18 protein-coding genes are annotated in these 24,857 nt (G+C 41.3%); 7 read left to right on the top strand and 11 right to left on the bottom strand.

Annotation, left to right across the window (positions count from 1 at the left end):
- Nucleotides 1-3: 3 nt before the first annotated feature.
- Both ACQK2H_RS18010 and ACQK2H_RS18005 read right to left on the bottom strand, forming a co-directional pair.
- Complete coding sequence (locus tag ACQK2H_RS18010) at nt 4-3,786, bottom strand: PKD domain-containing protein (protein WP_425392770.1); 3,783 nt, start codon at nt 3,784-3,786, stop codon at nt 4-6.
- A 6-nt stretch (nt 3,787-3,792) separates the two neighbouring features.
- A complete protein-coding gene (locus tag ACQK2H_RS18005) occupies nt 3,793-4,971 on the bottom strand; it encodes a hypothetical protein (protein WP_425392769.1) in 1,179 nt (392 codons plus the stop codon).
- Nucleotides 4,972-5,140: 169 nt separating this feature from the next.
- Between ACQK2H_RS18005 and ACQK2H_RS18000 the strand changes: the two genes are divergently transcribed.
- The gene (locus tag ACQK2H_RS18000; protein ID WP_425392768.1) at nt 5,141-6,511 is read left to right on the top strand and encodes an amidohydrolase family protein; all 1,371 of its coding nucleotides are present in this window, start codon (nt 5,141-5,143) and stop codon (nt 6,509-6,511) included.
- Here ACQK2H_RS18000 and ACQK2H_RS17995 read toward each other — a convergent pair.
- Entirely contained in the window at nt 6,508-7,620 is a 1,113-nt protein-coding gene (locus tag ACQK2H_RS17995; RefSeq protein WP_425392767.1) for a carboxypeptidase-like regulatory domain-containing protein, read from the bottom strand. The genes ACQK2H_RS18000 and ACQK2H_RS17995 overlap by 4 nt on opposite strands.
- An 821-nt stretch (nt 7,621-8,441) precedes the next feature.
- On the opposite strand from ACQK2H_RS17995, the gene ACQK2H_RS17990 reads away from it, so the two are divergent.
- Complete coding sequence (locus ACQK2H_RS17990) at nt 8,442-8,807, top strand: transposase (RefSeq protein WP_425392766.1); 366 nt, start codon at nt 8,442-8,444, stop codon at nt 8,805-8,807.
- Nucleotides 8,808-9,745: 938 nt separating this feature from the next.
- On the opposite strand, the gene ACQK2H_RS17985 is transcribed toward ACQK2H_RS17990, so the two are convergent.
- On the bottom strand, nt 9,746-11,815 hold the full coding sequence (locus tag ACQK2H_RS17985; RefSeq protein ID WP_425392765.1) for an alpha-ketoacid dehydrogenase subunit alpha/beta: 2,070 nt from the start codon (nt 11,813-11,815) through the stop codon (nt 9,746-9,748).
- Between the two features lie 325 nt (nt 11,816-12,140).
- Here ACQK2H_RS17985 and ACQK2H_RS17980 point away from each other — a divergent pair, with 325 nt between their 5' ends.
- Nucleotides 12,141-13,274, top strand: a complete 1,134-nt coding sequence (locus tag ACQK2H_RS17980) for a Fic family protein (protein WP_425392764.1) — start codon at nt 12,141-12,143, stop codon at nt 13,272-13,274.
- A 145-nt stretch (nt 13,275-13,419) separates the two neighbouring features.
- Here the strand turns inward: ACQK2H_RS17980 and ACQK2H_RS17975 are convergent, their stop codons facing one another.
- Both ACQK2H_RS17975 and ACQK2H_RS17970 read right to left on the bottom strand, forming a co-directional pair.
- A complete protein-coding gene (locus ACQK2H_RS17975; RefSeq protein WP_425392763.1) occupies nt 13,420-15,576 on the bottom strand; it encodes a DPP IV N-terminal domain-containing protein in 2,157 nt (718 codons plus the stop codon).
- A 56-nt stretch (nt 15,577-15,632) separates the two neighbouring features.
- A complete protein-coding gene (locus ACQK2H_RS17970; protein WP_425392762.1) occupies nt 15,633-16,415 on the bottom strand; it encodes a hypothetical protein in 783 nt (260 codons plus the stop codon).
- Between the two features lie 35 nt (nt 16,416-16,450).
- On the opposite strand from ACQK2H_RS17970, the gene ACQK2H_RS17965 reads away from it, so the two are divergent.
- Nucleotides 16,451-17,137: an alpha/beta fold hydrolase gene (locus tag ACQK2H_RS17965; RefSeq protein ID WP_425392761.1), complete on the top strand. Its 687-nt coding sequence runs from the start codon at nt 16,451-16,453 to the stop codon at nt 17,135-17,137.
- A gap of 105 nt (nt 17,138-17,242) precedes the next feature.
- On the opposite strand, the gene ACQK2H_RS17960 is transcribed toward ACQK2H_RS17965, so the two are convergent.
- A complete protein-coding gene (locus ACQK2H_RS17960; protein ID WP_425392760.1) occupies nt 17,243-17,998 on the bottom strand; it encodes an enoyl-CoA hydratase/isomerase family protein in 756 nt (251 codons plus the stop codon).
- A gap of 100 nt (nt 17,999-18,098) precedes the next feature.
- Between ACQK2H_RS17960 and ACQK2H_RS17955 the strand changes: the two genes are divergently transcribed.
- Nucleotides 18,099-19,010, top strand: coding sequence for a universal stress protein (locus ACQK2H_RS17955; protein WP_425392759.1), 912 nt, complete (start codon nt 18,099-18,101; stop codon nt 19,008-19,010).
- An 11-nt stretch (nt 19,011-19,021) separates the two neighbouring features.
- Here the strand turns inward: ACQK2H_RS17955 and paaZ are convergent, their stop codons facing one another.
- The 3 genes from paaZ to ACQK2H_RS17940 are packed head-to-tail and all read right to left on the bottom strand — an operon-like array spanning nt 19,022 to nt 22,368.
- The gene (gene paaZ, locus ACQK2H_RS17950) at nt 19,022-21,073 is read right to left on the bottom strand and encodes a phenylacetic acid degradation bifunctional protein PaaZ (RefSeq protein WP_425392758.1); all 2,052 of its coding nucleotides are present in this window, start codon (nt 21,071-21,073) and stop codon (nt 19,022-19,024) included.
- Between the two features lie 53 nt (nt 21,074-21,126).
- Nucleotides 21,127-21,744, bottom strand: a complete 618-nt coding sequence (locus tag ACQK2H_RS17945) for a deoxynucleoside kinase (protein WP_425393147.1) — start codon at nt 21,742-21,744, stop codon at nt 21,127-21,129.
- Nucleotides 21,745-21,774: 30 nt separating this feature from the next.
- Nucleotides 21,775-22,368, bottom strand: a complete 594-nt coding sequence (locus tag ACQK2H_RS17940) for a transferase hexapeptide repeat family protein (RefSeq protein ID WP_425392757.1) — start codon at nt 22,366-22,368, stop codon at nt 21,775-21,777.
- 115 nt (nt 22,369-22,483) lie between these two features.
- On the opposite strand from ACQK2H_RS17940, the gene ACQK2H_RS17935 reads away from it, so the two are divergent.
- Together ACQK2H_RS17935 and ACQK2H_RS17930 are read left to right on the top strand one after the other, a co-directional pair.
- On the top strand, nt 22,484-23,011 hold the full coding sequence (locus ACQK2H_RS17935) for a hypothetical protein (RefSeq protein ID WP_425392756.1): 528 nt from the start codon (nt 22,484-22,486) through the stop codon (nt 23,009-23,011).
- Nucleotides 23,012-23,112: 101 nt separating this feature from the next.
- A complete protein-coding gene (locus ACQK2H_RS17930; RefSeq protein ID WP_425392755.1) occupies nt 23,113-23,616 on the top strand; it encodes a hypothetical protein in 504 nt (167 codons plus the stop codon).
- Nucleotide 23,617: 1 nt separating this feature from the next.
- Here the strand turns inward: ACQK2H_RS17930 and pcaF are convergent, their stop codons facing one another.
- Entirely contained in the window at nt 23,618-24,823 is a 1,206-nt protein-coding gene (gene pcaF, locus ACQK2H_RS17925; RefSeq protein ID WP_425392754.1) for a 3-oxoadipyl-CoA thiolase, read from the bottom strand.
- Between the last annotated feature and the right edge of the window lie 34 nt (nt 24,824-24,857).

Here is a 24,857-nt window from a genome sequence, read left to right as displayed (position 1 = left end):
AGACTATCGAATAATTAATTTTTCTTGCGCTGTGAATGATTCTGATCGTACAATTACCAAGTACGTACCGCTCTGTAATTGGGGCAATTCGAAAAGGTTCTGAGTGGTATTATTTATGGATCTGTTGTAGAAAATTTTACCAGTAAGATCGATGATTTCTACTTGATAAGTACCTGCATCAGCCATTCCAAAATCTAAATTTACATGACCATCACTAGGATTTGGATAAAGGCTAATGCCGAATGAATTCAGAAGATCCAATCCGGTAATTGTGAAAACCACTTCTTTACAAATCACAACCTCAGGACATTGATTAATTGCAGTCAAGCAAATAGTATATGTTTTGCCTTCATAATCTTCAAAAGAAAAATCAGGGCTGATGGAGGAGGAAGTTCCTTCTCCCGCAAAATCCCATAAAAAATCTACTCCTGAGCCCTCCGAAAGGTTGATAAAACTAACATTAGCTCTTTCGAACAAATCTGTCTCATAGGAGAAATCAAAATCAACAATTGGAGAAGCATCTACTTGAACCTCTTTTGATTCTTCTAGGACTTCTGCATCAGGAGTGGTTATTGTAAGGCTTACCTGATAGGTGCCACTGGTGGAGTAGGTGAATAAAGCATTCTCAGTAGTGGCATCCGTTTCTCCATCTCCATCAAAATCCCACGCATAGGTTGATGCATCTGGAATGTTCGATGATGTGTTTTGAAAATTAGCTTCAATTCCTACGCATGAGGCATCAGTTGTAAAGTCAACCGCAGGGCCGCTTCCACTTTCAAGCACTTCTACAATTTTAGAGAATGCAGTTTCACAACCTTCATCATCTGAAATAGTAAGTGTAGTTGTGTATTCTCTGTCGGTAGGAAATGTAAAAGTTGTTCCTTCTTTGGTTGTCGCATCTATAATACCATCTGATTCAAAATCCCAGGACCAGGATGCTGTAGAATCCACGTTGAATAGTTCAACCTCAAAGATAGTAGGTGACCCTACAACAACTGGTTCAGCGCTAAATACCACAAATGGTTCAGGCTTAATCTCTACTTCAACTCCAGTGCTGTCAGCGCAAGCTCCGTTTTGAACAACCAACGCAAACGTGTGAAGACCCGAGCTATTGAAAACGTGAGTAATATCTCCTGCATCCGTACTTATCTCATTACCATCCGCATACCATTTATAAGACGCATCTGACGCAAGCCCGCTGCTTAGATCGATCAAGTTTATTTCCTCTCCGACACAGGCAAGGAGGACATCAAAATCTGCAGTAGGAGCTGCATCTATATCGACCTCTTTCGTTTCAGTTAGGACTTCTGAATCAGGAGTGGTAATGGTAAGGCTGACTTGATAGGTGCCTTCTGTTGAATATGTATAAAGTACATCTTCAGAAGTAGCATCGACCGTTCCATCTCCATCAAAATCCCACTCATAAGTAGATCCGTTAGGGATATTGGTTGATAGATTTTGAAAGGAAGCCTCTATGCCCAGGCAAGAAGCGTCTGTAGTGAAATCTGCTTCAGGATCATTTCCATCTGATAGAACTTTTATCAATTTTGAAAATGTGGTTTCACATCCTTCTCCATTGGAGATCGTAAGAGTGGTAGTGTATTCGCCGATTGCCGGAAACGTAAATGTTGTATTCTCCTTAGTCGTTGCATCTATCACTCCATCTGTTTCAAAATCCCACGACCAGGAGGCATCTGATTCGACGTTTGATAATTCTACTTCGTAAACGGTTGGAGATCCAACGATTACCGGTTCTGCACTAAAGGCGACAAATGGTTGAAGTTTGATATCCACTTCAACGCCAACACTATCTGCGCAAGTCCCATTTTGTACTACTAAGGAGATAGTATGCAGACCGGAGGTATTAAAAATATGAGTAACATCACCGATGGTAGTACTTATTTCCTCACCATCAGCATACCATACGTAGGAAGAATCATTTGTAAGGCCACTACTTTGATCGACCAGGTTAATTGTCTCTCCAGCACATGCAAGAATTGCATTAAAATCAGCTGTAGGAGCAGAGCTGATAATTATCTCTTTGGATTCAGTAAATACTTCAGTATCAGGAGTAGTTACTGTAAGGCTGACCTGAAATGTGTCGATTGAAGCAAATGTATAGATGGCATCTTCGGTGGTGGCGTCTGTTACTCCATCCTCATCAAAATCCCACTCAAAAGTAGATCCAATAGGGATATTGATTGACGTGTTTTGAAATGAGGCTTCAATACCAACACATGACGCATCTGTACTAAAATTTGCTGTGGGATCACTACCATCTGAAAGGACTTTGATTACTTTGGAGAATGTGGTCTCACATCCTGCTCCATCTGATACAGTTAGCGTAGTTGTATAGTCGCCTATTGCCGGAAATGTAAATGTTGTATTTTCTTTTGTCGTTGCATCAATCAATCCATCCGTTTCAAAGTCCCATGACCATGTGGCATCCGTATCTACATTGAATTGTTCCACCTCAAAGATGGTCTCTGATCCGACTATTACAGGCTCTGCACTGAAGGTAACAAATGGTTGAGGTTTGATGGTTATTTCCTGCCCTGTGCTGTCGGTACAAACTGCGCCATTTTGGATGGCCAAAGAAAATGTGTGTAATCCGGGGCTATCAAAAACATGACTGATATCACCTTCAATCGTGCTTATTTCTACACCGTCAGCATACCATTTGTAAGAAGCATCACCCAGAATCCCTGTACTCTGATCTGTCAGACTAATTGTTTCTCCAACACAAGCTGAAAGAATATTAAAATTGGCTATCGGACAATCTCCGTCAATCATGAATTCGCGCGTTTCTCCAAATCCCCATCTACCATTCTCATCTTGTGCTCGGATTGTAATCGTGTGCATACCAATTGGATAGCTGTCCACCAATTCAAGCTGAATACTGGTGATATCTACGAGTGTTCCTGAAGTAATATCTATTGGGATGCCATTGCCTGTTCCAGGATCTTCATTAATGAAATATTCCATTGCAGCGATAGGTGAAATCTCATTAGTAGTATTATTTGTACTCTGTATATAAAAGACACGAGTCTCTGTCATTCCCCACCTTTCATCTGTATTCTTTGCTCTTACAGAAATCGTATGGAATCCATCTTCAATGGCAGCAATTGTCAATGCTTCCGTAATGTCAATACTCAAACTTTGAGTCACAGGAATGTCTGTACCATTTCCTTGTCCAGGGTCCTCATCTATAAAATATTCAATAGCTGATATTTCAGCAGGATCATCAGGGGTTAGATCATCCAAGTTTTGGATGTAAAACGATCTAACTTCAGCAAAACCCCACTGAAGATCCGTATTTCTGGCTCTAACACCAATGGTATGAAATCCATCAGGAATCGCAGTAACATCAACGATATCATTCACATCCACAGTGGCTCCACTTCCTGTAAGTGCAATACCATTCCCAACACCCGGATCTTCATCAATAAAATATTCCAAAGCGTTTATATCAGCAGGTGGTGGATCACTGACACTCGAATTAGGTTGAATGTAAAACAATCTCCTCTCATGTAGACTCCAATCCCCATTTTCATCCTGAATTCTGATTCCCAGGACATGGACACCATTTGATAACCCCATGGATGATGTAGCAATCGTGAAATTTAGGTCAATAGATTGGCCTTGTGTGATTGATACCGGAAATGCTGTGCCCATACCAATACCGGGATCTTCATCAATGAAGTATTCAGCAGCAACAATGTCTGCCTGTGCAAATCCCCAACTAAAGGAAAGCAGGAATAGTATCGAATAGACTATTCTTTTCATGGGATCCTAGTTGGACTTAGCCTGCACACTTATATCCAGATCATCATCCGGATTGATTACCGTAGAAACATTAAAAGATTCTATGGTGGGTAAGCTTGTGGTGCTCAAAGAAAAATTGGTGGACAAAGGATAGGGTCCTCCTGTGATGCCAATATCCGTCCCATCGCTTCCGGCATCTGCTGCAGCAGAAAGTGGGTCGAGACTAAAGTCGTAGGATGACGACCAGGAACTTAAAACAGGTATTGTTCCGTTAAAATCAGGTGAAATTCCCTCAAGATTACTTGCATTGCCGGAGTTACCTGCACCACCACCAGCAGGAGGCAATTCATCATTGCCCGTTTCAAATGTCAGATTGTTATCAAATACATTTCGCTGGAAATTAGTAGACGAACTTCCGCCCGCAGCTACAATACTCGGCGTTCTTCCGTAAAAAATATTGTTAGAAATAATGGCATCTATCATGATGCTGGAAAATGAATTATTCGTATTTTTCTGTCCTATGAAATTATTGTTTTGTATGATCAGTACATCTCCTTGAGAATCCTTTCGAATACCTGAAAGAATAACATTATTCTGTATGAAAGCATTATTTTCATTGGTCGAACTAAATGTAATGGCACCATATAATAGGTTGTTTCGAATAATTACCCCGTCTACATCGCGTTGAAAGTTAATTCCACTATTGATTCGATTATTATAAACCTCCATATTGCTCACGGTGATGGTATTTGAAGAAGATGTTGTCCAGCTTATAGAAGTGAACGTATTATTGTATATAGACACACCATCCAGATTGAAAATTGGCCCACCATTCGTGTTTCTCGCTAGGTAGATATTGCTTAACTCTAGGCCTGTAATTGTACTATTGGAAGCATTTTCAGTATTGTCTGAATTAGACCTCAATGTAATGTTTCCAATGCTCGATAGATGAGGTAGGTCCTTTGTGAGATTAAATCCGATCCCAACTAAATGAAGTTCTTTCTCCACTACAACATTTCCATAGGTGGTAGGGCTGGGTTGGACATATATGAAGTCTCCTGCAGTGGCTGCATCGGCAGCTGCCTGAAGAGTTGAGTACACATTATTTCCTGTAGGAGCGTTGGAATTATTATCTACAACACGTACAGTTTGAGCGGCCATAGATAATGTTAGCCCAAGAAGAATTGGAGTGAAAAGCGTTTTCATGATGGGTGATTTATGATTGAACTATATACAATTTAAATAATTCTGACTGCAAAACCCACTTTGCATCTATTCGGGAATCGAACATTTGATCAAGTTGGTGGATGCCGTTAATGGAATTCCTCTTTGATTGTTTCCAAGATCGATTCAATTCAATTAAATTGAACTAATCATGAACCATCTACTCACACTATTATTCTTGTTTATTTCCTGTGCTGCGCCCACACAAGATCAGTCGGTTGAAGTTGCCTATATCATAAAGAACGTCAATGTTATTGATGTGAGGGATGGATCAATCAATCAAGCAAGGGATGTATTCATTGCAGATGGTAAAATCAGTTCCATTGTTAAGTCAGGAGAGGTTGGCTTAAATGCTAAAGTTATTGACGGAACAGGTAAATACCTCATGCCCGGATTGGCAGAGATGCATGCACATATTCCTTCTCCTCAATGGGGCCGAGACAACACAGATGAAACACTTTTTCTGTACCTATCAAATGGAGTAACAACTATCCGTGGGATGCTCGGCCATCTGGTACATTTGGAACTCAGGGAAAAAGCTGCAAATAATGAAATACTTAGTCCACGAATCTTTACTTCCAGCCCATCGGTGAATGGAAATACTGTAAAAACGGTAGAGGAGGCCATGGAAAAAGTGACCAAATACAAAAATGACGGCTATGATTTCCTGAAAATACATCCAGGCTTAACTCGTGAAGTTTTTGATCAGGTGGTGGCCACAGCCAATGAGGTTGGAATAGGGTTTTCGGGTCATGTTCCGGTGGATGTAGGTATCCGACATGCATTGAAAAGCGGATATGGTACCATTGATCATGTGGATGGATTTTTGGAAGGATTGGTACCAGCTGAATTTGATGTCAATCCCAACGAAAATGGATTCTTTGGGTACAATTTTTCTCATCTGGCTGATACAGGTATGATTGATGAGCTAGTGGCTTTAACTAAATCTCACGAAGTGTGGGTCGTTCCTACTCAAAGCTTATTTGTTCGATGGTTTTCACCAGTTCCACCCGAAAAAACCGTTGAAGTAGATCCGGACTTTAAATACATGCCAAAATCTACTGTCGACCAATGGGTTCGTAGTAAGCGGAGCTTGATTGAAAGCCCGGATTTTTCAATTGAGAAATTCATCCTGTTTACAGATATTCGATATCAGCTTATCAGATCACTTCATGAAAACGGGCATGGATTGCTGCTGGGATCGGATGCTCCCCAGGTGTTTAATGTTCCGGGATTTTCTATCCATCACGAACTTAATGCAATTAAAGAAACTGGCTTGAGTCCTTTAGAAGCGATTCAGACCGGCACCATTAATCCGGCAAAGTTTTTTGAGATGGAAGGTGAATTTGGTGAGGTGATAGAAGGGGCTAGTGCTGATCTCATTCTTTTGGAAAAAAATCCACTAGAAGATTTAAATAATTTAAGAAATCCGGCAGGGGTGATGGTGAGAGGAATGTGGCTGGAAAGGGCTACAATAGATCAAAAATTGGCTGAAATCGCTGAGCGTGCTAAGGATATCTAAAACTTACTGGAAGATCGTACCAGTTGTGCGGATTCCACGTCCAGCTTCATGAAATTGTAGCCATTCCAAAAGGCATCAGAAAAATCTTCAGCTGCTTCTTCAAAAAAGGAATATTGAGAATTCAGTAACCGGTATTCATTTGGAATCTCATCAATAACAAAGCATTCATTGACTACCAAAAGCGCATGATAGTTGAATTCATTATGTGTGCTGGTCCCGTCGAAAGACACACTAAATAGCTCATAAATACCATTACGTTTTTCGTATTCCTCCGTCCAGGAAACGGACTCCCAAAAAGCGTAATCCTTCAGGATAGGGAAATACTCAATTTTGAGGATGGCATGACTCTCGTGATCAACATAGATTTTGCCCCGTGTATTACCCTTCTTGTTGATTGGTTCAAAGTCTACAATGTACACTTCATGATCACCCATGTTCGTGTAGCCGGAATATTGGTAATCGTAATTAGTTCTGTTTTTTGGATGTAGAAAAGAACTCTTTCTCCAAATAGAAGATTGCGCCATATCACTGGCATTTCCTCCCAGTACTTCGTTGATAATATCTATCTGTCGAAATACTTTTTTGCGCGTGCGAATAGGTCTGACTAATGCTTCATTCAGCTTATCTACGTTGCTTGGCACGTAAATATCCATAATCCCCTCAGCCAGGTAGTAGACAGAGTTCCAGTCAGACATGGTTTCTTTATAGTATCCGATCATGTGTTGCCGGTTCATTTCATAATTAAGGTGAAATCGATCAAAAACCGTTTCCATTAAAGACTTCCCGGTCATGACCACCACCTCGTCCAGGTGGATGGTGGAGGGCTCCAGGTAAATGGTATAGTAATCTTTGATTTCCGTCAGTTCCTCCTGATAGGCATTGTATCCCATGTATGATATTTTGAGCTCATCTGCATCGGATATTTCTTTCGCTGAGATTACGAATTCACCATCGATATTGGTGATATTGATTACATCCCCGATCACTACATGTGCGAACGGGATGGGTTCATCTGTTTCTTTGTCTTTTATGATGCCTTTGATTGAGGCAGGTTCATGATTGAACAGGAATAATGCGAGTAACAATAATGGTGATGAGAAGAATGACATTGCGTACTAAGGTGATTATCCTATAAAATTAAAGGATTATCGACTAAATATTATCAATTGATAATAAAAATAGTGGAGTGGTTCGTGAGGATACGAATCGGTGCGTGTGTGTCTATGGACCCTGAAACAAGTTCAGGGTTACTTTTCTGGTAATATTCAGCCAAGGTTTACATGAAAACCCAATTGCTAAGGATTGGAGTTTGGTTAGTGAGCCAAGTGATTACACATATTCATCTGCCTCTTTTTATGAGTTTGGAGATAATCTGTTTGCTTTCTTGAAACACGTTGGTGAGGAGTTTTGAATGAGGTAGGGTGGTTCGTGGGGACACGAACCAGCGCATAGGGGATTTACGGCTTTAGATTCCTAACTGTTTTGATACAAAGATCCTTCACTGCGTTCAGGATGACAGCTCCGATCTAAATTCTGTGCTGTCATGCTGACGAAGGAAGCATCTAGACCTGACTGTTCCACGACGGACCAAGTCCTGGAAGACATACTTTAATAATCAGCAGTATCTTCTTTTTGTGCGTCATCCCGGACTTGATCCAGGATCTATGTAGATTGAATTATTTTTTGCAGTTCAGGCCAAGGTTCGTGTCTTCACGAACCTATTCTAACAACCTTTCTTATTTTTATTGAATGGATTACTTCAAGGAAAGAAGAACTTTCTATACCGAGATTGGAAAAATATACTTTTGGACAGCCACGATAAATAACTGGATTCCTTTACTTGAATCTGATCAATTTAAATCCCTCCTGATTGATTCACTTTCCTTTTTATCAAATAAGCAGCTAATCGATGTTTTTGGTTTTTGTGATTATGCCTAATCATATCCACTTGATCTGGAGAACGAATTCTTCAAATGGAAAAGAGACACCTTTCGGATCTTTCTTGAAGTACACGGCTCATGAGTTTAAGAAAATGCTTGAAGAGAACGAACTGCAAAAGTTTAAAGTCGACGTAAGCAATAAGAGATATGAGTTTTGGCAAAGAGACTCAATGGCCATTGAGTTATACAGTCCTAAAGTGGTATATCAAAAACTTGATTATATACACGAGAATCCAATAGCGAAAGACTGGAACCTTGCCAATGAGGCAAGTGAGTACATGAATTCATCTGCCTCTTTTTATGAGTTTGGAGATAATCGGTTTGCCTTCTTGAAACACATTTGTGAAGTATATTGAATAAGGGTGGTTCGTGAGGACACGAACCAGGGCGGAGAGATCCTTCACTGCGTTCAGGATGACAGCTCCGATCTAAATTCTGTGCTGTCATGCTGACGAAGGAAGCATCTAGACCTGACTGTTCCACGACGGACCAAGTCCTAGAAGACGTACTTTAATAATCAGCAGTATCTTCTTTTGTGCGTCATCCCGGACTTGATCCGGGATGAAGAGAACGAACTGCAAAAGTTTAAAATCGACGCAAGCAATAAGAGATATGAGTTTTGGCAAAGAGACTCAATGGCCATTGAGTTATATAGTCCTGAAGTGGTATATCAAAAACTTGATTATATACACGAGAATCCAATAGCGAAAGATTGGAACCTTGTCAATGAGCCAAGTGAGTACACGTATTCATCCGGGCATCATTTTATGAATTCGGAGATATGTCATTTCCTTTTTTAAGACATATTGGTCAGGAGTTTTGAGAACTGGTTTTTGTGGTTCGTGAAGACACGAACCAGGGCGGAGAGATCCTTCACTGCGTTCAGGATGACAGCTCCGATCTAAATTCTGTGATGTCATGCTGACGAAGGAAGCATCTAGACCTGACTGTTCCACGACGGACCAAGTACTGGAGGACATTCTTTAATAATCAGCAGTATCTTCTTTCTGTGCGTCATCCTGGACTTGATCCGGGATCTTCAAAGTATCGAAGTTCGTCAAGACAATATCTTTGATGGATTTTTCTGTTTAACTACCTTAGAAAAGTGAATTTTTGGAATGATTGTATAGCATTTCCTCTTGCTTTATTAGCATTAGGTTCTTATTGGTATTATAGATATAAACAATTCAAGAAGGCAGATTGGAATAAAAAGTACAAGAAGAAGAAAGATAGGTCGAAGGAATAAGAATAAAAATTCCAAAGCCAAGACGTGCGTCCTCACACGCCTTAACTATCAAAATGCTAAAATCTCCCTCATCTTCTCAGCAATCCGATCCGCATTAGGCACTACCGATTCCATCAAAGGCACATTGTGTGGGAGTGGAATGTCCGGCATGGCGATTCGCTCTACAGGCGCATCTAAATAACTGAAACCTTCGGAGGCCAATACAGCAGCGATTTCAGCTCCAAACCCTGCGGTCAGTGCGTCTTCATGCACAATAAGACATTTGTTGGTCTTCTTGATGGAGCTAAGCACGGCCTCTTTATCCCATGGCATGATCGTACGTAGGTCCAGGACATCCGCAGATATTCCCGTTTCATCTACTGCTGCCTCGCATGCCTCACACATCGCTCCCCAGGTCACCAACGTGATGTCAGTACCTTCTTTGAGGAGGTTTGCTTTACCAAACGGTACCACAAACTCATCCCCCGGATACGGTCGACGCGCGTAGCGGTTGTCGTTCAGGTTTCGGTGCTCGAAGAACATGGTCGGGTTGTCAGATCGCATGGCAGAACGAATCAGTCCTACAGCATCTTGTGCATTACTAGGGAACGCCACCTGCCAGCCAATGGCGTGTGCAAACATCACCTCATTGGTAACCGAGTGCCACGGGTCGCCCACTTTGGCAAATCCTCCGGGCATCCGCACCACAATCGGTGCAGCAAATCGATTGGCTGTTCTCCAGCGCGTTGTTCCGCAGTTGTTGAGCTGCTCCATGGCTGGGTCAGCATATTTTCTAAATTGAATCTCGGCTACTGGCATCAGTCCGGCATAGGCCATGCCCACCGCACGGCCAATGATTCCTTCTTCTGAAAGTGAAGTGTCAAACACCCGATCTTCTCCATATTTGGACTGCAAGCCCATGGTTACAGCATGCACACCACCTTTCATCCCCACATCTTCTCCAAAGACCAATACTTTCGGATTAGTCTTAAGCTCATAATCCAAGGCAAGATTGATCGCTTCACCAATGTTGATTCGACGTTTATCCGGTTTTGGTTCTTCTGATGAAGCAGGAAATTCATGCCCTGACGGTCGTAAACCACCGATGCCTTGTACCTCATCCGGTTCTGAGAATACGTATTTTTTGATTTTCGCAGGATCTGGAGCCGGACGGTTTAGTGCGGCTTCTGCTGATTTATCTACGATCTTTTGAGCCTCTTTTTCCAATGCTTTCCATTCCTTATCAGAAAAGATCTTTTTCACAGCTTTCAAAGGATCATTGGCCTGCTCCTTTTTCACCAGCTTTTCATCCTTATACGCCTGATTGTCCTGGTAGGAGTGACCATTGAGTCTTGGCACTGTCAGTCTAACCAGCGCCGGGCCTTTTCGTGAGCGCACATGATCTGTTCCTGCTTTTAGTAGTTTGTATGCTTCTTCAGGATCAGTGCCGCTACCATCCCAGATATCCAGATTTTTGAATGAAGCTAAGTTCTCGGCAATATTTTTCCCAGGTGTTTGGAATTCACTTGTTACCGAAATGCCATAGCCATTGTCTTCGATATAGAAGAGTACAGGGAGCTTTTGTGTGGTAGCAATGGTCAATGCAGACCAGAATCCATTGGTAGCCACCGAACCGTCCCCACCCAAAATGGCTGAAATAGAGTCTTTGTATTCTTTGTTTTTCAGTGTTTTAGCATGATACTCGATGCTTTGCGCCCATCCAATTGCTGGCGTATACTGCGATCCAACATCACCTGCCATTGGCAGTACTACACAGCCACGGTCTGATTTTGGCATGTTGCATACCACCCCGATATCACGTCCGTCACTGTATCCACCCGAGCGGGTGAGCGGAGCAGAGAGCGCATCTTCTACGGAAAGACCCAGCCCGATCATAAGAGGGCGTGAGCGATAATAGGCGCTTGCCGCATCTTTAGGCTTATCCAGCAGGTCAGCGAGGATTAATTGACCTAACTCATGTCCTCTTGCCGAGAATTGATACAATACCTTTTTCTCAGGAACCAGTTTATTTTCTTCGAGATCATCCATCGCTCGTGAGATGAGCATTTTCAGGGCAATCTCTTTCCAATTGATCTCTGTATTCTTCTTCTTTTTAGGTGCTGTTGCTGTTTTCGCCATAACTAATTTTTGGGAGCGCTAAGATACAAAACGCAAAGGTTTGCGACGAAACCGTTTGTCAGATCGTGTATACCATTTTAATGTTTATTCAAGAGTAAACATTAAAATATAAGTAAATTGATGTTTGATTACTTGCAGACCTTAATTTAATGCCTTACTTTCGAGTAAACATTAAAAATATATTTAATTGATGTTTGTTTATGAAGTAGACATTAAAGTGGAATCAAAATTGGTTGTCATTCTGACCGCAGGGAAGAATCTATCATGAGTTGATAAAGATCCTTCGTTTCACTCAGGATGACATTCTAAAAAGAGATTAGAATAAATGAAAAACCCCCTTTTCAACATAAATCCCGACCGAAACAAACCATGGAATGACCTTCCCGATCTCCCCATCCATCAGGATTTGTATCGCACGGTGGACATCATGGAGCAGCTGGCCAATGCGAAAGCGGCACTGGGGCGTTTGCATGGTCGTTCGGTGGCTATCCCTAATCAGGGTGTACTTATAAATACGATTTCCCTGCAGGAGGCCAAAGCATCAAGTGAGATCGAAAATATCTTTACCACTGATGATGAGCTGTATCAGGCATACAGCGAAAAGGGGGAAGACATGCACATCAAGGGTGCTCCAAAGGAGGTGTTGCGATACAGAGAAGCGCTGTGGGCAGGACATCAGTATCTCATGGATCATGGTCAATTTGATATGAACTATTTTATTAAGGTCTATCGCATCGTGAAACAAACCAATGATGGATTACGACCGCCAAGTGCACGCATTTATATCAAACAGGGAGGAACAGGACCGAATGCCGGAACAGCTATCTATACTCCACCACGAGGGAAAGAAGTATTGGAGAATAAGCTTATTAACCTCCTTGAATTTGTGAATGACGATGAAAAATATCCGGTTGATCCATTGATAAAGATGGCAATAGCGCACTATCAATTTGAGGTGATTCACCCGTTTCGAGATGGGAATGGACGAGCCGGACGAATTTTTAATATCAATATTTTGACACAAAAAGGCTTATTGGATTTACCGATTCTATTCCTTAGCCGATACATCATTGATCATAAGAATGACTACTATTCGCACCTGGCTAGTGTAACACAACGGGCGATGTGGGAACGATGGATTCTGTTTATGCTTAAAGCAATAGAGTCTACTGCTAATCTAACTTTCGATAAAATCAATGACATTCTTGCAGCCAAAGAAGGCATAATGGAGAGTATCGAACAGGAAACGAAGATTAGAAAGCCGGAGCTACTGGTTCAGATGATTTTTTCACAGCCTCTAACTAAGGTGAGTCATTTAACGGATGCCAAAATCTATGCAGAGAATACTGCCAGGAATTATCTGAATGAGTTGGTGGAAATGGGAATTTTGGAAAAGCGGACGATTTCCGGGCATCATTACTATTTGAATCTGGAACTGTTTAGAATACTTTCCGAATAGACATAAAAAAGAGGTGTCTCAAAATTTTTTGTCATTTCGAGCGAAGCGAGAAATCTGTACTGTTGATGATCAGTTAATTTACTGAGTAAAGATTTCTCCTTTCAGTCGAAATGACACTTTTGAGACAACCACTCATTTGTTATGGTTACAACTTCTCCATAAGAAAATCAGTCATCATCTGATAAAGATGCCCCCTGCGATTACCTAAACTATGGGCCCGATCAGGGTAGTAGAACGAATCAAACTGTTTCCCGGCATTCAACAATTCATCTTGCAGTGCTACTGAATTTTGAAAATGCACATTATCATCCCCAGTACCATGCACAAGCAAGAAGTTGCCCTTTAGTTTTTCGGCATGGCTGTTTGGACTGTTATCATCATAGCCACTTGGGTTTTCTTGTGGTTTTTGAAGGTATCGCTCGGTGTAGATTGTGTCATAATATCTCCAAGTGGTGACAGGCGCCACTGCGATTGCTGTTTTGAAGACATCATTTCCTTTGAGAATTGCCAAAGACGAAAGGTATCCTCCATAGCTCCATCCCCAAATTCCTATACGATCCTCGTCGATGTAATCGTAATCAGCCAATGTACTAGCAGAGGAAATCAAATCCTCTGTTTCGTATTTTCCCAGCTGTTTATAAGTTAATTTTTTGTAGGCCTCTCCTCGGGCGCCAGTTCCCCGGGTGTCGATAAAGGCTACCACATATCCTTCCTGTGCCAGGTATTGGTGCCAAATGAAATGACCACCTCCCCAGCGATTTGCAACATTTTGAGAGCCCGGACCACTGTACTGATAAATCAGCAAGGGGTATTTTTTATTCTCATCAAAATCTTCAGGTTTTAAGAAAAATCCGCTTAAGGTACTGCCGGTAGCATTGGTTAACTGGAAGAACTCTTTGTCAGCAAATCCATATTCTTTTATTTTTTGTGACAGCTCCTGGTTATCCTCCATCACTTTCACTCGTTTGTTGCCTGAGGTTTGATAAAGAGAAACAACCAGAGGAGTCTCTGCAGATGAGAAATAATTCATGTAAAAGCTACAGTCTTCACTCATATCCACATATGAATATCCCGCTTTATTGGTGAGTTTTTTCTTTCCTTTTCCGGAAAGTGACACTACGTAAAGTTGCCGCTCAAGCGGTGAGTCTTCCGTGCTTATATAGTACAGTTTATTTTTCTTTTGGTCTAACCCAACCATAGAGGAGGCCTCAAAACTCCCTTTCGTAATTTGGTTTTCGAGAGACCCATCCAAGTTATACAGATAGTAATGTTTATAACCACTTTTTTCACTGCTGTAAATGAACTGTGTGCCGTTATCCAAATAAGTCAGATCGTCGCAAAAGGTAAAATGAATGTAGGTATCGCTTTTATCGGTTAAAATGATCTTGGATTCACCTGTTTTTGTATTTACATGTAGAATGTCTAGTTGGTTTTGAAGTCTGTTTAATCGCTGAATGGCTAGCAATTCAGGATTCTTTGTCCAGTAGATGCGTGGGATATAAATATCAGTTTCTTCACCTATGTCTGCTTTCACCTTTTCAGCGGAAGCCAATTCATACAGATAGATTTCAACAATTGAGTTCTCTTCACCGGCTTTCGGATATTTATACCGATAGTCTTCCGGATATAGTGCGCCCTCATTCCAAACCTGCATGTTATATTCTTTCACATCGGACTCATCCATACGATAGTAGGCCAGACGCTTACTATCAGGAGACCAAGCAAATGCTTTGGTTAAATAAAGTTCCTCTTCATACACCCAATCAGTACTTCCATTGATAATGTAATTGAATTTACCATCGGTAGTGACCGCAATCTCTTCTTCGGAACTTAGATCTACATAAAAAAGATTGTTATCCCTCGTGAAAGCAACTTTTGAATTGTCAGGCGAGATGGTAGCATAGGACTGACGACCATCAGCTAGTTTTTGTACTTCTTTAGTGTTTCGATCATACAAATAGAAGACAGCCGTGTAAGACCTGCGATAAATGCTCTTTCGATCCGTCATGATCAATACCAATGACTCTTCGTCACTGAAGCTATAAGAATCAATATCCAGATCGATGGAGTTTCCATCAACTATTGTTTCTACCTCTTCTCCTGTTCTTACACTGTATTTGATGATTTTATTGTCAGAAAGGGCGCTGTAAAACTGCCCGTCATTCATCCAGTTGAGGCTTCTCACCGATTTTTGGCGAAAGGTACCGTCGGTAGTGTTTTCGACTTTTATTTCCTTCTGGGCTGAGGTTGAGAATAGAATGAGTAAAGTAAAAATTGAGGTAAATGGTCTTAAATATTTCATATGATGTGCTCGCTTTTTTGTGTTCAAAGAGTTCAGAATTTTAAAAGTAGGTGTTGCTATTCCGAAGCATTTGGATCGGTTGCTTGTTTATACAATTGCCTTACCTCTTCTTCAGTGAAATTCGGGAAAATCATCTTTGCAAACGCAACAGCCTGATCTTCATTCTCAACTCGTTTCGCATTAGAAAGAATAAATTGGGTTTCAATCTCTTTTGTCTTTTCTGGTCCCAATTTTTCATTGATGATAGGCAAAGCTGATCGTGATTCATCTGCTACAGCCTGAAGTATTCTGGCCCTATCGTTCATGAAAGTGATAAACCTTTGAAAATTGTCAAAATTATTTGCCCAGGTCAACTGGTACAAAGGGTCAGATTTTGACAGTCCATTTGGGATGGATTGGTATCGCATGGATACCTCCATAATTAGGCTCTCTGTATGTTCTAATTTTTTAATTTCCTTATACAATTTTTGTAATGCATCATACAATTCAAAATCTACGATTTCAGAATTCTGTATGCTGATTGCATATTCAATGATTTGGTAGGAATATTGTGGTTGAATGAACCTCCAGTCTGTGAAGTTTGAATAATTTCCGCTTCGTTGTGTTGCCAAATACTCTTCCACTTTTCCATCAACGTAGCTGGACATACCTGGCATCTGTAACCTGAATTCCTCAAGTTCAAACTTTAGTGCAGTAAACACTTTTTCCTGCTCCTTTTGGTCTTTCTTATCAGCAGCAGAGCTTTGGATGAGAAATGCGATGTAGACACCAATAATAACGACTAACAGGTCAACAAAGGCCCATACCCATTTCCCACGAGTTGATTTTGAAGAAAACATATTCAAGGTTTTAGGTAAAAATATAAATTTATTGGATGGAGAAAATGGTACTCGTACATGGAGCATTAGGAGCAGCCGATCAAATGATCCCTTTAAAGAAGCTTTTAGAGAAAGATTTTGAAATTGAAATCATCGAATTTGAAGGACATGGAAGCAAGTCTTCCATTGGTGGTGCTTTTACATTAGATGGATTGACATCACAATTGTTCAGGGCTATCGATAGCCATAAGCCGGTGCATATCTTTGGTTACAGTATGGGTGGATTTGTCGCCTTGATTAGTGCCAGCCAGGGGAATACAAACATTAAATCGATCACTACTTTAGGAACCAAAATGAAATGGAGTCCTCAAATTGCTGAGCAAGAGATTAAGCACTTGAACCCCGATAAAATCAAAGAAAAAGTGCCTGCATTTGCCAGTGCGTTGGAGAAAAGACATGGAAGTGAGTGGGAGCTTGTTTTATATCGTACTACGGAATTTATGAAAAAGCTAGGGGATGCAGCTCCGATTACGAAAGAACGCATGAGACAAGTTGATATTCCTGTTCATTTGTGTCTGGCAGATGAGGACCAGATGGTATCAAAGGAGGAAACAGAAGAAGTGAATGAGTGGCTCCCAAATAGTAGGATACTGTCAATCACGGAAAGTAAACACCCAATAGAACAAACAAACCTGACTGCTCTGGCAGAGTCAGTCAGGTCTTTTATACAGTCAGTGAGTTGATATTTAAATTGAATAATCAATTTATTCAGCCCCAGCCCTAAAGGGTGTAAATTGATTTTCGCCTTTCCCTTTAGGGATTTCAGGGTTAAAAGGCGTATTGTGGCATTACTTGTCTTTAAACTTCTGAATGAAACTTCTCGTGAACTCCGAAAGCACTAGCTTTCCACTCATTTCAGCGCGCTCAGCCAATAGCTCATCCCAATGCTCTGTTCCTTTCCAGAATACTTTTTTGAGTTCGGCCATGGCTTCAGGATTGTAAGCCGCCAGTTTTTCAGCAAGTTGATTCACCGCCTTATCTAGTGACTCTACATCATCGTACAATTTGCCAAATAATCCTTTTTGATGTGCCCACTTTGGATCATAAAATTCATCCGGATTCATGGCCATTTGTGACATGGCAGAAAGACCTACTTTTCTTTCAATGGCAGGTCCAACAACGAATGGGCCGATTCCCAAAGCAAGTTCACTCAGCTTAATTGCAGAGTGCTTGGACGCAAAGCAGTAATCAACAGAAGCTGCCAGACCAATACCGCCACCAACAGCTTTTCCCTGCAAGCGACCAATGATAAATTTCGGACATTTTCTCATAGCGTTGATCACATTAGCAAAGCCCATGAAAAACTTCTTACCGTTTTCCGGGCTATCTACGGCCATCAGCTCATCAAAGCTGGCACCTGCACAGAAGGTTCGATTGCCACCACTTTTAAGAATGATTACTTTGATGTCGGGATTACTCCCGGCTTCAGTGATAGTGTCTGCCAGTTTTTTCAGAATGTCTCCTGGGAGGGAGTTGCTTTGCTCGGTAAAAAACTCAACGGTACCGATTCCGTTTTGTATATCTAGTTTTACGTAGTTGCTCATGTTTGCAAAAATAATTGCATTATGAAACATCCAGCTATGATTAGGCACCCTCTTCACCCATCACTTAAGAAATAAATTTTATCTGGACTATATTAGTAACATGGCAGAAGTTAGTTTCAAAAAGGCACTCGTAGCACTTGATGCCACCCTCATGGATGGTTTTGTGTTAGAGTACGTATCAAAGTTTTACAAGTCATTTGGCATAGAAGAAATTATTTTCCTTCATGCCATAAAAGAAATCGATACTCGAATTGAGATTGATGGCTATGAAGATGCTGAGACAAATGTGCTGGATGAAATTAAGGAAAAGCTAACTTATAAAGTAAGTCAGTATGATTTTAAAGATAGTAAGACCGAAATTGTAGTGAAGCATGGGTCACCTGCCGGAATCATTCTAAAAGATGCGGTTGAGTCTTCCTTTGATTTAATTGTGATGGGGAGGAAACGTTCTCTTGGAGGATCTGGAATTGTTTCTAGTCATATCGCACGAAAAAGTCCTACTTCAATCTTATTTGTGACCCAGAATATGAATCCTTCTTTAAGGAACATCCTGGTTCCCGTAGACTTTTCGGAACATTCTTCACTTGCTACTCATGCTGGAGTGAATATTGAAAAGCATTCGAATGCCAAGTTATCTTTAATTAATATTTATGACGTTCCTCTCGGCTATTATAAAATGGGAAAGACCTATGAGGAATTTGCAGAAATTATGGAAGGTCATGCGAAGAATGATTTCGAACTATTTCTTAAGTCAAATGAGCTAGACACTAAATACCCATGCCACTTCACTGTCAGAGGATCGAATTCTAAGATTGATATCGTTTTTGAACATGCACTTGAATCCAGAAGTGATTTAATTATCATCGGTTCACAGGGCAGAACAAATGCCTCAGCTGTTTTACTTGGGTCATTTGCTGAGAAAATGGTTTTTAGAGATACCGATATTCCTGTGCTGATTGTAAAAAAAGAAGGAGAGAACATGTCCCTCCTTCAAGCGTTGCTTTCGTTATGATATTGTGAAGATTAACTCTGATCTCGTTTTTTAATCATTGTTAAAATCGTGGCAATTGCTACTGTTTCTCCTGTTTCGTCATAGACATCTACTAGAAACTTCACTATACCTTTTGCGATATCATCTTTCTTCTCCTGGTCTACTTTTTCTTTCACGCTGCACCGTACACCAATCGTCATTCCCGGGTATACCGGCTTGGTAAATCGACATTCTTCGAGACCATAATTCAATAATACCGGACCTTTTTTTGCTTGAACGAAAAGACCTGCTGCTGCCGATAGTATGAAGTAGCCATGCGCTACCCTTCCTTCGAATGTGGTTCCCTCCAAAGAAGTAACATCGGTGTGGGCATAGAAGTGGTCCCAGCTTACATTGGCAAACGTGACAATATCACCTTCAGTAATGGTTCGTTTTGCTGTAATGACAGTATCACCAATTTCCAGATCTTCGAAATACTTAGAAAATGGATGCGTCTCAGTATCCTTATAGGCTCCACCATACTGGTATTGCTGCGTGATTTCAGTCAACGTTGTTGGAGAACCCTGAATCGCTGTGCGTTGCAGGTAGTGCATTACACCACGCTTTCCACCCATCTCTTCACCACCTCCGGCACGTCCTGGACCACCGTGTACCAGTTGTGGCATAGGAGAACCATGGCCGGTTGATTCTTTTGCACAATCTTGATTTAAGACCAAGATTCGTCCGTGGTGAGTCGCAGCTCCTACCACATATTCTCTGGCCAGTTTATCATCAGCAGTGGTAATGGATGAACAAAGTGATCCTTTCCCTTTCTTGGAAATAGCGATTGCTTCATCCATCGTTTTGTATGGAAGAATGGTACTCACCGGACCAAACGCTTCAATGTTGTGTACTTCTTCGGTATTCAATGGGTTTTGATTGACAAAAAGCATTGGCGACATAAACGCGCCTTTTTTCCAGTCCGCACCCATGGCTTCACCTACATTATCCATTGAACCATACACTAATTCAGAGGTTTTTGCCAATTCTGCAACACGTTTTGTTACTTCTTCCAATTGCTCTTTACCGGCAAGTGCGCCCATACGTACGCCCTCTACATCAGGGTCGCCGATTGTGGTTTTTTCAAAGGCTTTGCCTAAAGCAATCTGTACATCTTCAACCAATTTTTCCGGAACGATGATTCTTCGAACCGCTGTACATTTCTGACCGCATTTTACAGTGATTTCTTTTCGAACCTCTTTGATGAATAAATCAAATTCCGCTGTGCCCGGCACTGCATCTTCACCAAGCACTGCACAATTCAGCGAGTCTGCTTCCAGGTTAAATGGAACGGAGTTTTCCACAATCTGAGGAAGTGTTTTGAGTTTCTTACCCGTGTCAAAGGAACCTGTAAATGTGACCACATCCTGAGAGTCCACATGATCCAAGATACCATTGCCATATCCGGCCACAAGTTGAAGAGCTCCTTCCGGAAGTATTTTGGCATCAATGATATCTTTTACCATTGCCTCAGTGAGGTAACAAGTTTGCTCTGCCGGTTTGATGATGCATGGCATCCCTGCCAGCCAGTTTACAGCGGCTTTTTCCAACATTCCCCAGATTGGAAAGTTGAACGCGTTAATGTGCACAGCAACCCCATCTTTAGGAACCATGATGTGATGACCAACAAATGTCCCTTCCTTGGAAAGACCAACAGTATCACCATCTACGTGATAGGGAAGGTCCGGGAACTGTCTTCTTAAAGAAGCATTGGAAAAAACGTTACCAATTCCTCCTTCAATATCAATCCAGCTATCGACTCGTGTGGCACCAGTAGCCTTACTTACCTGATAAAACTTTTCTTTATTGTCAAGTAGGTGAAAGGCAAGGGCCTTTAACATAAGTCCTCGCTCTTGAAAGGTCATTTTTCTCAACGCAGGATTTCCCACATTTCTAGCGTGATCGTAGGCATCCTTAAAATCAATTCCTTCGATGGTATGAGCTGCCACAGGGTCTCCGGTGATGGCATGATGAAGTACCTCACCGTCTCCAGCACCTTCCATCCATTTTCCAGCTATGTAATGTTTTATTTTGGGTATTGACATGTGTTATTCATTCTAGGTTCAGACGTAAAGTTAAGCAGATATAAAAAGCTTGCTTAACTAAATAGGCCATGTAGTTCCGTATCAATTTTGAAGACAATGTCTGAGAAATCTTCTGTGTTTTTCACAAAATCGATTTCAGACACATCTATGATTAAGAGTTTTCCTACATCGTAATTATTGATCCAGTTTTCATAGTGTTCATTCAAGCCTTTCAGGTATTCAATGCGAATTAGATTTTCATAGTCTCTGCCTCGTGTTTCTATGTTTTTCACCAGCTTGCTAATATCTGATCTTAAATAAATAAGTAGGTCAGGTGGCTTAACAAACTCGATCATGGAATCGAATAGTGCTCGGTAATTACGATAGTCACGCTCTTTGAAGAATCCCTGTTTGTAAAGACTTTCTGCGAAAATGTAGGCATCTTCATAGATGGTTCGATCCTGGATGATCGTTTTCTCCCCTGCTCTTAATTTGTTAATCTGCTCAAAGCGGCTGTTCAGAAAGTAAACCTGGAGGTGAAATGACCACTTGTGCATGTCTCCATAAAAATCCTGGAGGTAAGGATTGTCTTCTACTGACTCGAATTCGGCCTGCCATCCATAGTGCTTTGCAAGCATTTCAGTAAGAGTTGTTTTACCTGCTCCAATATTGCCGGAAACGGCAATGTGCATGTTTTTATCCTTCATGTAATAGCAATCGTCTTAATTCTTTGTTTCGTTCCAGGTTTTATATGCAGCTGAGGCTACTGGTCTGTTTGGCTCAATTTCCGTCAGGGGTTCACATTCCTTCAAGGTATCGTAACACTCTTTTGGAAGCTGCTGGTATAATTTGGTTCCTTCCGTTTTCCAGGCAATCATCTCATCGCTAACATCTTTAATTTTTTTAGCAGGATTACCAACGATCAAACTTCGGGGTGCGAAGATAGAATCAGCCTTGATAAAGGCAAGCGCTCCAACGATGGATTCATCACCAATCTCCGAATTGTCCATAATTACTGCATTCATACCCACAAGTACATTTCTTCCAATATTAGCTCCATGAACAATAGCTCCATGTCCAATATGCGCACTTTCTTTTAGTGTAATTGTTATTCCCGGAAACATGTGAATGGTGCAGTTTTCCTGCACATTACATCCATCTTCAATCACTATTCGTCCCCAGTCACCGCGAATAGCTGCTCCTGGTCCTACATAAACATCTTTTCCAATGATTACGTCACCGGTTACGGCTGCCAAAGGATGAATAAATGCAGATGGGTGTACGACTGGTTTGAGTTTGTTGAAAGAATAAATCATTTGGTAAAGTATTTCTGCTGTCTACAAAGAAATCATGTTGTCTGCAAAAAAGTAATTTCAGTGTACATCTACAAGAACTACTTTGGTCGCAAATATTCACTAACCATAAACAATTATGAAAAAAGTTATTTTAAGTATTTGTACAGTTGTATTCTTCGCTTACACTGCTACCGCTCAATTTCACTTCGAGTTAGGACCTAATTTTAATGTCCCACAGGGCGATTTTGGTGATGCCTATGATTTAGGAATAGGGTTCTACATTGAGCCAAAATATGCTTTCAATGAAAACATTGATTTAGGATTAGTCCTTGGTACCAATGGTTTTGCTGGTGCAGACCTGGGGGGTCAATCCTATGGAGCTACCTCAGCTCTCGTGGTTCTTCCTACAGGTACATATCGGTTTTCAACAAGCAAGGTTACTCCATATGCTGGCCTGGGTCTTGGGTTATATAGGTTTGATGGTGCCGAAGTGTCAGTTGCCGGAGGAGGATCGGTGGAAACTGAAGGTGAAACCAAATTCGGCTTTGCGCCTCGAGCAGGAGTTTATTTGGGACGGATGAATTTAGGGGCAGCCTATAATATTGTAAGTGATGCGAACTATTTGCAAATAAATTTGGGTGTTAGGATCCTAAGTAGAGATTAAAAACAACTAAACACTAAGAAAAGGGGCGTTGGCCCTCTTTTCTATCTTTAGAATTGAGGGTTTTAGAGATTAGGCTGCTCTAACGTTAAAGCCCAATCTCAATGAAATGTCTTCTATTTCTATTATTCATTTTAAGTTTTGTCAATACATCATTTTGTCAATCTTATTCTAGAGGATTTCAACCACACCCTAAGCGCACATTTCACCTAGAATTAGGTACGGGAATCGTAACGTCTGACGGTAGATTCGGTGGTGGATACTCAATTGAGCCTCAATATACCTTTGCCAATAATGTTTCCATAGGATTCGAATTAAGTCATAGAAACTTTCAGCTAGGTAATTCAAATGAGCCGCATAAGGTCAATTCTTTCTCACCCTCGATTCAAATAAAAGGTAGAAGCAATAAGATTGCTCCCTTCATTGGTGGAAGGATTGGGTATTTCAAAGTCTACGATATTGACGATACAGAACCATCTTCCTTTGGTACTATGGGAGCTTCATTAAATTATGGTATGTATGCTTGGGTAGTCAAGTTAGGCATGGAAGCATCGTTTTATGAGCCATATGGAGGGTCTCTATTTCTTTATATTAAGATTAGGATTTAATCTATGCTTTTTCCAAAATAACTGCATACCCCTGACCTACGCCAATACACATGGTGCAAAGCGCATATTTCTTGCCAGTTTTTTGAAGTTGCAAAGCTGCGGAATGTGTGATTCTTGCTCCGGTCATTCCCAATGGGTGGCCAATTGCTATGGCACCCCCATTTGGATTGATACGTTCATCGTCATCGGCTAGCCCTAAGGATCGTGTACATGCCAAAGACTGAGCGGCAAACGCTTCGTTTAGTTCGATGATGTCCATTTGATCCAAAGTAAGTCCCGCTTTCTTTAGCGCCATCTTTGAAGCCTCGACCGGGCCAATCCCCATAATGCGTGGCTCAACACCGACAACACCTGAAGAAACGATTCTTGCCAGTGGTTTTAAGTTGTGATTGCTAACACCCTCCTCAGATGCCACCAATACTGCTGCAGCACCATCATTTAAGCCTGAAGAGTTTCCCGCTGTTACCGAGCCATCCTTCTTGAACGCAGCTCGCAGCTTTCCAAGTATTTCTATTGAAGTGGTTGGTTTTACAAATTCGTCTTTATCAAAAATGATAGGATCTGCTTTCCGTTGAGGGATTTCTACCGCTACAATCTCTTCGTTTAATCTTCCGTTTTTCTGAGCTTCTGTTGCTTTCATTTGAGACCTGAAAGCGAAGGCATCCTGATCTTCTCTGCTGATCTTATGAAGTTCCACAAGGTTTTCGGCAGTTTGTCCCATTCCATCAGTGCCATAGAGTTCCTCCATCTTAGGATTAATGAATCTCCACCCAAAACTCGAATCATACATCTTAGCATCCGTTCCGAAAGGTTTCGCCGACTTAGAAATCACCCATGGACCCCTCGTCATATTTTCTACTCCACCTGAAATGAAAAGATCACCATCTCCTGATTTTATAGCCCGATTAGCGTGAACGATTGCAGACATACCTGAAGCACAAAGCCTGTTCACTGTTTCACCAGGAATAGAGAAGGGCAGACCGGCTAGCAAAAGAGCCATTCGAGCAACATTACGATTGTCTTCACCCGCTTGATTGGCACAACCCATGATTACTTCATCGATGGCTTTTGGATCAAGATTCGAATTTCTACTCATCAACTCCTTAATGACTAAGGCAGCCAAATCATCAGTTCGTACCGCTGAGAGCGTCCCTCCAAAATTTCCAATGGGTGTTCTAATTCCGTCAATGATGTATGCTTCTTTCATTTTTTGGGTGTTTATTGTTGCGCAAATATTCAGT

It is taken from the genome of Ekhidna sp. (genome assembly GCF_965228795.1).
Classification (GTDB): Bacteria; Bacteroidota; Bacteroidia; order Cytophagales; family Cyclobacteriaceae; genus Ekhidna.
Note: the sequence above shows the minus strand (reverse complement) of the source record. Positions and strands in the feature narration are given on the sequence as shown.